The 13,046-nt window shown below is 72.3% G+C and carries 12 protein-coding genes; all 12 read left to right on the top strand.

Going from position 1 to position 13,046, the window contains the following annotated elements; all coding sequences use genetic code 11:
* Positions 1 to 36 precede the first annotated feature (36 nt).
* The 12 genes from RCR19_RS06535 (at position 37) to RCR19_RS06480 (ending at position 13,022) form a co-directional block, all read left to right on the top strand.
* Positions 37 to 1,329, top strand: coding sequence for an ABC transporter substrate-binding protein (locus tag RCR19_RS06535; protein ID WP_115976720.1), 1,293 nt, complete (start codon positions 37 to 39; stop codon positions 1,327 to 1,329).
* Positions 1,330 to 1,331: 2 nt separating this feature from the next.
* A complete protein-coding gene (locus RCR19_RS06530; protein WP_331264236.1) occupies positions 1,332 to 2,228 on the top strand; it encodes a sugar ABC transporter permease in 897 nt (298 codons plus the stop codon).
* Positions 2,228 to 3,142: a carbohydrate ABC transporter permease gene (locus RCR19_RS06525; RefSeq protein WP_331264235.1), complete on the top strand. Its 915-nt coding sequence runs from the start codon at positions 2,228 to 2,230 to the stop codon at positions 3,140 to 3,142. Before RCR19_RS06530 ends, RCR19_RS06525 begins: the two co-directional genes overlap by 1 nt.
* Entirely contained in the window at positions 3,139 to 5,250 is a 2,112-nt protein-coding gene (locus tag RCR19_RS06520) for an alpha-galactosidase (RefSeq protein ID WP_331264234.1), read from the top strand. Before RCR19_RS06525 ends, RCR19_RS06520 begins: the two co-directional genes overlap by 4 nt.
* 56 nt (positions 5,251 to 5,306) lie before the next feature.
* Positions 5,307 to 6,065, top strand: a complete 759-nt coding sequence (locus RCR19_RS06515) for an SDR family oxidoreductase (RefSeq protein WP_331264233.1) — start codon at positions 5,307 to 5,309, stop codon at positions 6,063 to 6,065.
* 49 nt (positions 6,066 to 6,114) lie between these two features.
* Positions 6,115 to 6,876, top strand: a complete 762-nt coding sequence (locus RCR19_RS06510; RefSeq protein WP_331264232.1) for an FCD domain-containing protein — start codon at positions 6,115 to 6,117, stop codon at positions 6,874 to 6,876.
* Entirely contained in the window at positions 6,873 to 8,018 is a 1,146-nt protein-coding gene (gene dgoD / locus RCR19_RS06505; protein WP_331264231.1) for a galactonate dehydratase, read from the top strand. The genes RCR19_RS06510 and dgoD overlap by 4 nt, the downstream gene beginning before the upstream one ends.
* Entirely contained in the window at positions 8,012 to 8,809 is a 798-nt protein-coding gene (locus RCR19_RS06500; protein ID WP_331264230.1) for a hypothetical protein, read from the top strand. The genes dgoD and RCR19_RS06500 overlap by 7 nt, the downstream gene beginning before the upstream one ends.
* 26 nt (positions 8,810 to 8,835) lie before the next feature.
* On the top strand, positions 8,836 to 9,471 hold the full coding sequence (locus RCR19_RS06495; protein WP_331264229.1) for a bifunctional 4-hydroxy-2-oxoglutarate aldolase/2-dehydro-3-deoxy-phosphogluconate aldolase: 636 nt from the start codon (positions 8,836 to 8,838) through the stop codon (positions 9,469 to 9,471).
* Positions 9,468 to 10,373: an SMP-30/gluconolactonase/LRE family protein gene (locus RCR19_RS06490; RefSeq protein WP_331264228.1), complete on the top strand. Its 906-nt coding sequence runs from the start codon at positions 9,468 to 9,470 to the stop codon at positions 10,371 to 10,373. Before RCR19_RS06495 ends, RCR19_RS06490 begins: the two co-directional genes overlap by 4 nt.
* Positions 10,374 to 10,383: 10 nt before the next feature.
* The gene (locus tag RCR19_RS06485) at positions 10,384 to 11,361 is read left to right on the top strand and encodes a sugar kinase (protein ID WP_331264227.1); all 978 of its coding nucleotides are present in this window, start codon (positions 10,384 to 10,386) and stop codon (positions 11,359 to 11,361) included.
* A gap of 305 nt (positions 11,362 to 11,666) precedes the next feature.
* A complete protein-coding gene (locus RCR19_RS06480) occupies positions 11,667 to 13,022 on the top strand; it encodes an FAD-dependent oxidoreductase (protein ID WP_331264226.1) in 1,356 nt (451 codons plus the stop codon).
* Positions 13,023 to 13,046: the final 24 nt, after the last annotated feature.

The following is a 13,046-nucleotide window of genomic DNA, read 5'->3' as shown; positions in this document are numbered from 1 at the left end:
CAAGCTCCGTTCCGTGGGCACCAAGGGAGTGCACAGATGACCGCCTTCAACGCCACCCGCCGCAGATTCCTCATAGGAACGGGCGCAGTCGGCGCCGGCGCGCTGCTCAGCAGCTGCGTCACCCAGAGCCCGTCCGCCTCCGGAGGAAAGTCCGGCGGTCCCGTGACCCTGCAGTCCAACCTCTCCTCGCCGCAGGCCAAGACCGCGATGGAGCAGATCGTCGCCGCCTTCGGCAAGCGCGGCGACACCAAGGCGCAGCTCAACACCGTCGCGTCGGAGACTTTCCGCACGCAGCTGCCGACCTACCTCACGTCGGCCAACCCGCCGGACGCCTACACCTGGTACCCCGGTTCCGTCGCCGAGTCGTACGCGAAGAAGGACCTGCTCCTCGAGCTCGACGACATCTGGACGAAGCCCGAGCTCGCCGGCTACTCCGACGCGCTCAAGAAGCTGTGCACCTCGGCCTCCAGCGGCAAGAAGGTCTTCGTGCCCACCAGCTACTACTGGTGGGGCATGTTCTACCGCAAGTCCAACTTCGCGAAGTGGGGCGTGCAGGAGCCCAAGACCTGGGACGAGTTCCTCGACCTGTGCGACAAGCTCAAGAGCAAGGGCGTCGCCCCGATCGGCCTCGGCGCGGGCGGCGACACCCCGTGGGTCGCCTCCGCATGGTTCGACTACCTCAACATTCGCGTCAACGGTGCCACGTACCACCGCGAACTCCTCGCCGGGAAGCACCGGTTCGACGACCCCGAGGTCCGCAAGGTCTTCGACAAGTGGGACGAGGCCCGCCCCTACTTCGACCCCAACGGCACGGCGATCCCCTTCCAGGACGCCACCACCGCCCTCCTCCAGGGTCGTACGGGCATGATGCTCATCGGTACCTTCTTCGCGGACGCCGCGCCCAAGGACGCACTGGGCGACCTGGACTTCTTCCAGTTCCCCATCATCGACCCCAAGGTGCCGGTCGCCGAGGAGGCGCCCACCGACGGCTACTTCGCCAGCGCCCGCACCAAGCGCGCCGACGGCGTCAAGGAGTTGCTGCGCTACCTGGCCACCGCCGAGTCGCAGGAGCTGTACATCAAGAGCTCCTCGGGCACCGTGCTGCCCACCCACCCCGACGCCAAGGACGCCGGCACCCCGCTGGTCGCCAAGGGCCGCAAGCTCGTCGAGAGCGCCGCGGAGATCACCCAGTTCTTCAACCGCGACTCCAGCGACGCGCTCCAGCCGACCGCCGACACGGCGCTGGTGCACTACCTGGCCAAGCCCAAGGAGATCGGCTCGATCCTCACCACGTGGCAGCGCAGCGCACAGAAGATCTGGAGCCAGTGACAATGGCGCTGATCGGCTCCACGCGACGGTCCAGGGCCACGCGGGTGCCCCCCGTGGTCCTGGCCTTCGTTCTCATCCCGCTGCTCGCCGAGGCGTTCTGGGTCTTCTGGCCGGCGCTCCAGGGCTTCTACCTCTCCCTGACGTCCTGGGACGGCCTGGCCGCCCCGAAGTTCGTCGGCCTCGGCAACTACAGCGAGATGGTGCACGACGCGGTCTTCCGCACCGCCGCGATCAACACGGTGCTGTGGCTGCTGCTCTTCGGCGGACTCTCCGCCGCACTCGGGCTCGGTGCCGCGATGCTGCTCCAGAAGGAGCGGCGCGGCATCGGGTTCTACCGGGCGGCGTTGTTCCTGCCGGTGGTCTTCTCACTGGTCGCGACCGCGCTGGTGTGGCAGGCCATGTACCAGCCGGACGGCCTGATCAACAACGTGCTGGAGGCCGTGGGTCTCGGCGGCTGGAAGCACGCCTGGCTCGCCGACCAGGACACCGCCTTCTACGCGGTGATCGTGCCGGCGCTGTGGCGCCAGGTCGGCTATGTGATGGTGCTGTACCTGGCCGGCCTCAAGGGCATCGACCCCGCCCTCTACGAGGCGGCCAAGGTCGACGGCGCCTCCCGTTGGCAGCAGTTCCGATTCGTCACACTGCCGCAGCTGCGCAGCGTCAACGCGGTCGTCCTGTCGGTGATCGTCATCGACTCGCTGCGCTCGTTCGACGTGGTGTGGGCGCTCACCCGCGGCGGCCCCTACCACTCCTCCGAACTGCTGAGCACCTACATGTACTCCACCGCGTTCCAGTCCCTGCGGCTGGGATACGGCTCCGCACTCGCCGTCGTCATCTTCGTGCTGGCGTTCGGCGTCATCGTGAGCTACCTCGTGCGCGCCTTCCGGGAGGCCGACTGATGACCGCCACCCACGCCACCGCGCACAGCGAGGACACCGAGAGCAAGGCCGGCCCCGCCGAGGTCGTGGCACCCCGCCGCTCCTGGCTGCACAGCCGCAAGCTGCGCACCACCGGCTTCCACCTCACCGCGAGCCTGCTGTCCGCACTGTGGCTGCTGCCGATCGTCCTCGTGCTCATCACCAGCACCCGGACGTTCGACGACATCGCCGCGCACGGAGTGGGCAGCTGGCCGCACTCGTTCACCTTCGACAGCTTCCGCCAGGCGTGGGTGGACGGCGGCCAGCAGCGCGCTCTCATCAACAGCATGCTGGTCACCATCCCCACCGTGGCACTGTCGCTCGGCCTCGCCTCCATGGCGGCCTTCGCGCTCAGCCGCTACGACATGCCCTTCAGGCGTGTCCTGCTGCTGCTCATGCTGGGCGGCAACCTGCTGCCCCCGCAGATCCTGCTGATCCCGGTTTCCAAGCTGAGCGAAGTGCTCGGCATCTACGACCAGTTGTACGCCCTGATCGGGGTGCAGGTCGGCTTCGGTGTCGGCTTCTACGTCTTCGTCCTGCACGGCTTCATGCGGTCGATCCCCGGTGAGATCCAGCAGGCCGCGGTCATCGACGGCGCGGGCCCGTGGCAGATCTACTGGCGGATCATCCTCCCGCTGGCCCGCCCGGCGCTGGCCGCGCTGACCGCCCTGTCGTTCACCTGGATCTTCAACGACCTGCTGTGGGCCATCACGGTGCTGCGCACCGACACCCAGATGCCCATCACCGCCTCGCTGATCGGACTGCAGGGCCAGTACGTGTCCATGTGGAACGTCATCGCGGCCGGTTCGGTGATCGCCGCCGCCCCGACGGTGGCCGTCTTCCTCCGCTTCCAGCGCCACTTCGTGGCCGGACTGAACCTCGGAGCCGTGAAGTGACCGCGCACGACCGGTGGCTGCTGCGCACCGACACCACCACCTACGCCGTCGCCCTCGGGGGCGACGGACGCTGGGCCGAACTCGCCGCCTGGGGGCCGCACGGCGCCGAGGACGGACCGTCGCCCATGGAGTGGTCGCGCCGCACCCACTTCATCACCCCCGCCGACGCCGCGCCGGCCGAGTACATCCCGTACGGGCTGCGGCCGTTCACCGGTGCCGACCTGGTCGCCGCCCGCCCCGGCGGCGACCGCGGCAGCTGGTGGCGGTTCACCGGTGCCACGCAGGACGGCGACCGTGCGCTGCGCCTGGAGTTCGCCGACGACCTCCTCGGGCTGCACACCACCCTGTGCTACGAAACGGTGGCCGGTACCGACGTCGTCCTGCGCTGGACGGAGCTCACCTGCACCGGTGACGACGAGGTGCGCCTGGAACGCTTCGACTCCGCCGCGGTCAACGTGCCCGTCCAGGGCGGTGCACGGCTGACGTATCTGGCGGGCCAGTGGTCGCAGGAGTTCCAGCTCAAGGACGTGGAACTGGAGCGCGGCCGGTTCGAGATGGAGAGCACCCAGGGTTCGGCGGGTCACGCCTACCACCCCTGGCTCGCGATCCAGGACGCCGCCGCCCCGGCCGAGGGAGCCACCCCCACCTACGGCATCGCGCTGGAGTGGTCCGGCAACTGGCGGATCACCGCCGATGCCGAGCCCGGCGGCGCGGTGCGCGTGCGGGCCGGCCGCGTGCCCCACGAAGGGGCCGTCCTGCTGGCCCCCGGCGCCACGCTTGTCACGCCCCGTCTGGCCTGCGCCTTCAGCCCGGACGGTCTCGACGGCCTGGCCCGCGTCTGGCACCGCTACGAGCGGCACCTGACCGGCGAGCGCATCGACCGGCCGCGCAAGGTCCTCTACAACTCCTGGGAGGCCACCGGCTTCGACGTCGACGCCGAAGACCAGCTGGAGCTCGCCAAGGTCGCCGCCGAGCTCGGCGCCGAACTCTTCGTCGTCGACGACGGCTGGTTCACCGGGCGCCCCGACGACACCGGCGGCCTCGGCGACTGGGACCCGGACCCGGCCGAATTCCCCGGCGGATTCGACCGGTTCATCGAGGACGTCCGCGCTCTCGGCATGGACTTCGGGCTGTGGGTCGAACCCGAGGGCATCAGCCCCCGCTCGAAGCTCTACGCCGAACACCCCGAGTGGGTCTACCGGATCGACGGCCGCCCGGCCACGCTCGTGCGCAACCAGCTCCTGCTCGACCTCGGCCGTGAGGACGTCCAGGACTTCGTCATCGCCACCCTCGACCGGTTGCTCGGCTCGCACGCCATCGGCTACCTCAAGTGGGACATGAACCGGCCGCCCACCGAACGCGGCCGCCCGGGCCACCCGGCGGGCCCCGACGCGGAGCGGCAGGACCTCGACGCCGCGCACGTCGCCGGCTACCTCCGCGTCCTGGACCATCTGCGCACGGCCCACCCGCACGTCACGGTCGAGGGCTGCGCCGGCGGCGGCGCGCGCGTCGAGCACGCCACCATCGCCCGCACCGACGTGGTGTGGCCCAGCGACAACACCGCGCCCATGGACCGGCTGCGCACCCAGTACGGCTACCTCCACGCGCACGCCCCGCACACCATGAGTTCCTGGGTCACCGACGCCCCCGGCGTCTTCGACCCCCGGCCGCGCTCGCTGGCCTTCCGCTTCGTCAACTCCATGGCGGGCGTACTGGGAATCGGCGCCGACATCCGCCACTGGACACCGGAGCAGCGCGCCGAGGCCGCGCGGTGGATCGCCCGCTACAAGGAGATCCGGGACGTGGTCCACCACGGCGATGTCCGTCTGCTGGGCAGCCCCGCCGACCCGACGTGCGGTGTCCAGTTCGAGGAAACGGGCGGCGACCGTGTGGTGGTGACGGCATGGAACACCGGCCCGCTGGACGGTGCGCCCCTCCTGCCTGGACGGCCCGCCCGGCTGCGGTTGCGGGACCTCGCCCCGGACGCCGTCTACACCGACACCGTGACCGGCACCCGTTACAGCGGCGCGTATCTGATCCATACGGGGCTGCCGTTCGCGTGGACCGCCCAGCACGACGCGGAGTTGACCGTTCTGGCCCGTCAGTGACGACAGCGGAAGAATCTGCACCCCACCGGCCTCTCGAACAGGAGAAGATCCACCCCATGAATCCAGCCGCCCGCTTCACCAACCGCGTCGCCGTGGTCACGGGCGCCGCGTCGGGCATCGGCGCGGCCTCCGCGGCACGCCTCGCCGCTGAGGGCGCGGCCGTCGTCCTCGTCGACATCGCCGCCGAGCGCGGCGAGGAGACCGCCGAGCGGCTGCGCAAGGACGGGGCCCGCGCCCTCTTCGTCGCCGCCGACGTGGCGAGCGAGGACGACTGGCAGCGGGTGATCACCACCGCGCACGGCTTCGGGCCCGTGGGCGTCCTGGTCAGCAACGCGTACACGGTGGTCGTCGCACCGGCCCACGAGACCAGCCTGGCCTCCTGGGAGCGGCAGCTCTCGGTCAACCTCACCGGTGCCTTCCTCGGCGTCAGGGCCGCACTGCCGGATCTGCGCGAGCACGGCGGGGCCGTGGTGCTCGTCTCCTCCGTGCACGCCCACCGGGGCATCCCCGGCCACCCGGCGTACGCGGCCAGCAAGGGCGCACTGCTGTCGCTGTGCGGTCAACTCGCCGTCGAGTACGGCCCGGACGTCCGCGTCAACGCGGTGCTGCCGGGACCGATCCTGACCGCCGCCTGGGACCGTGTCCCGGAGGCCGACCGCGAATCGAGCGTCGCCGAGACCGCGGCCCGCCGCTTCGGCACCCCCGAGGAGGTCGCCGCCGCCGTCGCCTTCCTCGCCGCCGAAGAAGCCTCGTACATCACCGGATCGAGCCTGCTCGTGGACGGCGGCTGGAGCGTCACCAAGGCCTCGGCCTGACGGGACCGGACGCACCGGCCACCGACCGAACAGCAAGAAAGGCAAACACATGACGCCATACGCGCGCCGCGGAGTGCACGGCCAGACCGTGGAGACCCTCGCTCGCCGGGTGCTCAGCGGCGAGATCCCCGAGGGAGCGACGCTCGACATGGCGGCTCTGCAGAGCGAGCTGGACGTCAGCCTGACGGCCCTGCGCGAATCGCTCAAGGTGCTCGCGGCCAAGGGCATGGTCGACGCCCGGCAGAAGCGCGGCACCTTCGTCCGGCCCCGCTCGGACTGGAACCTGCTCGACGCCGACGTGCTGCGCTGGCAGTTCTCCGAGAGCAGCGGCACCGGCGCCGACCTGGCGCTGCTGCGCAACCTCGGCGAGGTCCGCGGCATCATCGAACCCGCCGCCGTGCGGCTCGCCGCCGCCCGCCGCACCGACGAGGACCTGGAGGCCCTGGCGGCGGCACTGACCGCCATGGGCGAGGTGAGCGGCGCCAACCACGCCGTCGAGGCCGACCTCGCCTTCCACCGGGCGCTCCTCGCGGCCACCCACAACGAACTGCTGGAACGCATGGAGATGGTCATCGAGTCGGGCCTCGCCCAGCGCGACCAGCTCGTGCACAGCGCCCCGCACAGCGAGGACCCGGTCCCCAGCCACCGCGCCGTCCTCGACGCCGTGCGCGACCGGGACCCGGACGCCGCGGAACGCGCCATGCGCGCCCTGCTCGACCAGGCGACGCGCGATCTCGACAAGGTCAGCGGCCCGAACGCGCCCGAGGGCGCGGACGGTTCACCCGAGCAGAAGGACGGCCAGGCACAGTGAAGATCGCGCGCGTCGAGACCTTTCTCATCCCGCCCCGCTGGCTGTTCTGCCGCATCGAGACGGACGACGGCGTCGTCGGCTGGGGCGAGCCGGTGGTGGAGGGCAGGGCCGAGGTGGTCCGGTCGGCCGTCGAGGTGCTGTCGGAGTACCTGGTGGGCCAGGACCCCTTGCGTATCCAGGACCACTGGCAGGTGCTGAGCAAGGGCGGCTTCTACCGGGGCGGCCCGGTCCTGTCCAGCGCCGTCGCCGGCATCGACCAGGCACTGTGGGACATCGCGGGCCGCGCCCTCGGGGTGCCGGTGCACACCCTGCTCGGCGGGCCGGTCCGCGACACGGTACGGGTGTACGCCTGGGTCGGCGGCGACGAGCCCCAGCGGCTCAAGGAGGAGGTCACCGCCCAGGTCGAAGCCGGGTTCACCGCCGTCAAGATGAACGCCGCCGGGCGCACCCCGCCGATCGGCAGCCCAGCCGACACGGCCGCCGTCGTCGAGCGGGTGGCGGCCGCCCGGGAGGCCCTCGGCCCGCACCGGGACGTCGCCGTCGACTTCCACGGTCGCTTCGCCGCCGCCAACGCGCGCCGGGTGCTGCACGAGATAGCCCCGCTGCACCCGCTGTTCGTGGAGGAGCCCGTCCTGCCCGACCAGGCGCATCTGCTGCCCGGCCTGGTCTCCGCCTCGCCCGTGCCGCTCGCCACCGGTGAACGGCTCTACGGGCGTGCCGACTTCCTGCCCGCACTGACCGCGGGCGTCGCGGTCGCCCAGCCGGACCTGTCGCACGCCGGCGGCATATCGGAGGTCACCCGGATCGCCTCGCTGGCGGAGACCTTCGGGGCCCATCTGGCGCCGCACTGCCCGCTCGGCCCCATCGCGCTCGCCGCCAGCCTCCAGGTCGCCTTCGCCACACCCAACTTCCTGATCCAGGAGCAGAGCCGGGGCATCCACTACAACAAGGACGCCGATCTGCTGTCCTACCTGGTCGACACCGAGCCCTTCCGCTTCGTCGACGGCCAGGCGCACCGCACCGCACTGCCCGGACTCGGCGTCACCGTCGACGAGGACGCGGTGCGGGCCGCCGACCGGTCCGGCCACGCCTGGCGCAACCCCGTCTGGCGCCACGCCGACGGCTCCTTCGCCGAATGGTGAGCGGCACGCCGCTGCCCGTCCGCGTCCTCACCGACGCGGACCACGGCGGGCGTTGGACATCGCTCACCGCCGGCGGCCGTGAGTGGCTGTGGCACCGCGACGAGCCCCGTCGCGGTGCGGTCCGGCCCGGCGACCCCTTCGCCGACGCCGGGGGGCTGGAGGAGTGCGTGCCCACCGTGCGCGGACTGCCCGACCACGGCGACGCCTGGTCGCGGCCCTGGCGCAGGGCGGGTCAGGAGGACGTCGTGGAGTGCCCCGACTTCCGCCTGACCCGGCGCATCCGCGAGCGGGAGAACGCGGTCGTCGCCGACTACACACTCGCCGCAGAGCCCGGGTACCGGTTCGTGTGGGCCGCCCACGCCCTGCTCGCCCTCTCCGAGGCCGCTCGGATCGGCGCTGTGGGACCGGCGGTGACCCGGCTCTACCCGGACGAGGGCGACCGCTGGACCGCCGGGGTCTGGCCCGCCGTCGACGGCGTACCCCTCGACCGGCTCGGCCCCGACGACGGGAGCGCCGTGGGAGCGGTCGTGCTCACCCCCCGGGTGGCCGTGCACGACGGCGCCGATACGCTGCATCTGTCCGTCGAGGCCGACGGCCAGCCGGTCGCCGTCGCCCTCTGGCGCAACCTCGGCGGCTTCCCCCAGGACGCGCCCTACCGTTCGATCGGCGTCGAGCCGATGCTCGGCCGCGTCTTCGACCGTGCCGCGGCCGACGACGGGGACACCGCCGTCGTACCGCCGGCCGGTGAGGTCGCCTGGCGGCTCACCGTCACCGCGACCCGCCGACCCTGAACCCCCGTCACCAGAAGGGATGCCGGATGAACCTGCTCGCCGCGCTGCGCGCGCACCGGCTGCTCGCCATCGTCCGCGGCAGTGATCCGGACGCCGCGCTGAACACCGTGCTCACCCTCGCCGAGGAGGGCGTCACCCTCGTCGAGGTCTCCCTCTCCGGGCGCGACGCGCTCGACGTCATCGCGCGGGCCCGTGCCGCGCTCGGCCCCGACGCGACGCTCGGCGCGGGAACCGTGCTCAGCTCCGACGACGCCCGCGCCGCCCACAAGGCGGGCGCCGCGTTCCTCGTCACGCCGGCGGTCAGCGACGGCATCGCCACCGGGCGGGAACTCGGACTGCCCGTGCTCGCCGGTGTGATGACCCCCACCGACATCCTCCAGGCACAGCGGCTCGGTGCGGACGCCTTCAAGCTGTTCCCGGCGGGCAGCGCCGGGGGCCCCGGCTATCTCAAGGACCTGCGCGGCCCCTTCCCGGACCTGCCGTTCGTGCCCGTCGGGGGAGTGGACGCGATCGCGGCCGCCGACTACCTGCGTGAGGGAGCCACGGCCGTCGGCGTCGGATCGCCCCTGGTCGGCGACGCCGCCGCGGGCGGCGACCTCACCGCCCTGCGCGAGCGCGCCCGCGCGTTCCTGGACGTCGTACGCTCGGAGGTCCGCCCGTGACGACCCCCGTGGTCCTCGGGACCGACCGCCTGGAACTGGGCGAGGGCATCCGCTGGACGGACGGCCGCACCGTGCTGACCGACATCCTCAGCGGCCGGCTGCTCGCCCTGCCCGACGAGCCCGACGCACCCCTGGTCCCGATCACTCGAGTGCCCTGCCCCCTGGGCGCCGTGGCACCGGTGGAGGGGCGCCCCGGCCACTGGGTCGCGGCTGCGGGCACCGGCATCTGCCGTATCGACCCCGAGGGCCGCGTCGACTGGATCGCGCGCCCCGAGGACGACGCATCCGTGGCGATGCGCATGAACGACGGAGTCGCCGACCCGCACGGGCGTTTCTGGGCCGGCAGCATGGCGTACGAGGGCACCGCGGACGCGGGCTCCCTCTACCGCCTGGACCGCGACGGCAGCGTCACCCGTGTCCTGCGGGACGTCACGATCCCCAACGGCCCGGCCTTCAGCACCGACGGCACCCTCATGTACCTCGCCGACAGCGCCCGCGGCGTCATCCGCCGCTACCCGGTCGATCCGGTGAGCGGCGACCCGGGCGCTCCCGAAACCTTCGTCACCGTCGAGTCCGGCAGCCCCGACGGCATGACCACCGACGTCGAGGGCGGCCTGTGGACCGCCGTCTGGGGTACCGGGCAGGTCCACCGCTACCGCCCCGACGGCACCCTCGACCGCATCGTCGAACTGCCCGCGGGTCAGCCCGCGGGGGTATGCCTGGGCGGCCCCGACGGCCGTACGCTGCTGGTCACCAGTGCGCTCATCGGCCTGACCGATCCCGGACCCCTCGACGGCGCGGTGTTCGCGGTCCGGGTGGACGTCCCCGGCGTCCCGGCCGCCCCCTACCGCCCGGCGGTCCCCGCCGCCGCGCAGCCGACGGACCGCGCCGACACACACTAGGAAACCCATCATGAGCACCCACCGGCCACTGCGTCAGGGCCCCGTGGTCTGTGTCGGCGAGACCATGGCCGCCCTCGCCCCCGACCCGCTCGGGCCGTTGGACGGCGCCGACCTGCTCCGCGTCGACGTCGCGGGCGCCGAGTCGAACGTCGCCCTCTACCTCGCCGACCACGGCATCCCCGCCCGCTGGGTCTCCGCGGTCGGCGACGACCCCTTCGGCCGCCGCGTCCGTGCCCGGATCGCCGCGGGCGGCGTCGACGTGAGCGGCGTACGCGTCGACCCCGAACGACCCACCGGACTGCTGCTCAAGGACCCGGGCGCGCAGGGCACCCGGGTTCACTACCACCGCGCCGGATCGGCCGCTTCGGCCCTCACCCCCGATGTGCTCGACGACCCGGCGTTCGCGGACGCGGCGCTCGTGCACCTCAGCGGGATCACCCCCGCCCTGTCGTCCGGCTGCCGGGCCCTGGTCGAACGGGCGCTGCGTCCCGACCGCCCCTGGCCGGTCAGCTTCGACGTCAACCACCGCCCCGCCCTGTGGCACGGCCGCTCCGCAGCGGACGTGCTGCGTCCGCTCGCGGACCTCGCCGACATCGTGCTGGTGGGCCTCGACGAGGCCCAGGCTCTGTGGGGCGAGGGGATCGCCGACGCCGAGGACGTGCGCGACCTCCTGTCCGGCCCGCGCGTCCTCGTCGTGAAGGACGGGGACCGTGCCGCCACCGCCTTCGTCGGGGACGCCGTCCACAGCGTGCCCGCCCTGAAGGTGCGCGTCGCCGAACCGGTGGGCGCGGGCGACGCGTTCGCGGCCGGATTCCTCAGCGGACTGCTGCGGCGGCTGCCCGTGGACGGCGCGCTGCGTCTCGGTCATCTGACCGCGGCCTCGGCCCTGGGAGTGGCCGCCGACCACGGACCGCTGCCGGACCCGGCCCTCCTGTCGGCGCTCCTGGACGCCGACGAGGAGACCTGGCGGGCCGCCGTGATCGACTGACCCCGTTCGCAGGGGCCGGCGTTCGCACATGCCGGTTCGCCGCCGGGAACACCCCGCCGACGTCGCACCACACGGCGTTCCCCGGCCGACGAACGGCTCGTCTGCGCCCGGCGCGGGTGCAGTTCGCCCGCGCCGGGCGAGATCGTATCGGCCACCCGGACGTGCGGCCGCACCTCGGGAAGGCCGACGCCCGAGCGGGCGCCGCACCTGCGCAGCGACCCGGTGAGGTTTTTCACCGTCTCCGCGTGTCACACCACCCCGAGCCGCCCTGTCTAAAGGGTGTCGAACAACGAACAGAGGACAGCATGCGTGAGATTCTGATCGTCGGTGGCGGCTACGCGGGCTTCTACACCGCATGGCGCCTCGAGAAGAAGCTGCGTGCGGGTGAGGCGCGGGTCACTGTCGTCGACCCGCGCCCCTACATGACCTACCAGCCGTTCCTGCCCGAGGTGACCGCGGGCTCGGTCGAGGCACGCCATGCCGCCGTGTCATTGCGGCGGCACCTGCGCAGGACCCGGCTGATCGCGGGGAGTGTGACCGAGATCCGCAACGCGGACCGGACCGCCACCGTCCGCCCCGTCAACGGCCCCGACCAGCAACTGCGTTACGACACCCTGGTGGTCACCGCCGGCGCCGTGACCCGTACTTTCCCCATCCCCGGGCTGTCGCAGCAGGCGATCGGGCTGAAGCACGTGGAAGAGGCGGTGGCCATCCGCGACCGGCTGATGACCGCGTTCGACCAGGCCGCGACGCTGCCGCCCGGTGCGGAACGCCGGCGGCTGCTCACCGTCACCTTCGTGGGCGGTGGGTTCTCCGGTGTCGAGGGCTTCGGTGAGCTGCTGTCGCTGGCGACCGCGATGCTCAAGTCCTATCCGGAACTGGGCATGGACGACCTCTCCTTCCATCTGGTCGAGGCCCGGGGCCGCATCCTGCCCGAGGTGGGCGACGAGCCCGGTGCCTGGGTGGTGCGTTCCCTGGAGAGCCGTGGCGCCCATGTGCACCTGAAGACGCAACTGGTCTCCGCCGAGGACGGGCACGTCGTGCTCTCCGACGGAACGGAGTTCGACTCGGAACTGATCGTCTGGACCGCCGGCAACGCCTCGAACCCCGTTGTCCAGAACCACACGGACCTGCCGGTCGACGAGCGCGGTCTGCTCGTGGTCCGGGCCGATCTCCGAGTGGGCACCGTCAGTGATCCCGTACCTCAGGTGTGGGCGGCCGGGGACGACGCGGCCGTTCCCGACCTGGCGTCGAGCGTGCCCGGGGCGCACACGGTGCCGAATGCGCAGCACGCCGTGCGGCAGGGCAAGCGACTCGCCAAGAACATCGTGGCCGACCTGCGCGGGGGCAGGGTGCGGGACTACCGCCACAGCAGTCTGGGAGTGGTGGCGACGCTGGGTCTGGGACGGGGCATCTTCCAGTACAAGGGCCTGGTCATCAAGGGACTTCCCGCCTGGCTGATGCACCGGGGCTACCACGTCCTGGCCGTTCCCTCGTGGGAGCGCAAGGCCCGCGTCCTCGCCGTCTGGCTCACCGCGGCCGCGTTCGGCCGGGATCTCGTCTCGCTCGCCTCGGTGCAGCACCCGCGCGACGCGTTCGTCGCCAGGGGAATTCCGCAGCGCACCGGCGAGAACCGCGAGAGCGATCCCACCGCCGCCTGAGCACGCCGGGTATCCGGTCGCCTC

It is taken from the genome of Streptomyces sp. WAC07094 (assembly GCF_036320405.1).
Taxonomy (GTDB): Bacteria; Actinomycetota; Actinomycetes; order Streptomycetales; family Streptomycetaceae; genus Streptomyces; species Streptomyces lannensis.
The sequence above is the reverse complement of the archived record's forward strand: the minus strand, read 5'-3'. Positions and strand labels throughout refer to the sequence as shown.

What these genes read in the sequence shown, in the direction of transcription:
- RCR19_RS06535 (WP_115976720.1), top strand. Translation starts at nt 37, where the DNA reads ATGACCGCCTTCAACGCCACCCGCCGCAGATTCCTCATAGGAACGGGC.
- RCR19_RS06530 (WP_331264236.1), top strand. Translation starts at nt 1,332, where the DNA reads ATGGCGCTGATCGGCTCCACGCGACGGTCCAGGGCCACGCGGGTGCCC.
- RCR19_RS06525 (WP_331264235.1), top strand. Translation starts at nt 2,228, where the DNA reads ATGACCGCCACCCACGCCACCGCGCACAGCGAGGACACCGAGAGCAAG.
- RCR19_RS06515 (WP_331264233.1), top strand. Translation starts at nt 5,307, where the DNA reads ATGAATCCAGCCGCCCGCTTCACCAACCGCGTCGCCGTGGTCACGGGC.
- RCR19_RS06510 (WP_331264232.1), top strand. Translation starts at nt 6,115, where the DNA reads ATGACGCCATACGCGCGCCGCGGAGTGCACGGCCAGACCGTGGAGACC.
- RCR19_RS06500 (WP_331264230.1), top strand. Translation starts at nt 8,012, where the DNA reads ATGGTGAGCGGCACGCCGCTGCCCGTCCGCGTCCTCACCGACGCGGAC.
- RCR19_RS06495 (WP_331264229.1), top strand. Translation starts at nt 8,836, where the DNA reads ATGAACCTGCTCGCCGCGCTGCGCGCGCACCGGCTGCTCGCCATCGTC.
- RCR19_RS06485 (WP_331264227.1), top strand. Translation starts at nt 10,384, where the DNA reads ATGAGCACCCACCGGCCACTGCGTCAGGGCCCCGTGGTCTGTGTCGGC.
- RCR19_RS06480 (WP_331264226.1), top strand. Translation starts at nt 11,667, where the DNA reads ATGCGTGAGATTCTGATCGTCGGTGGCGGCTACGCGGGCTTCTACACC.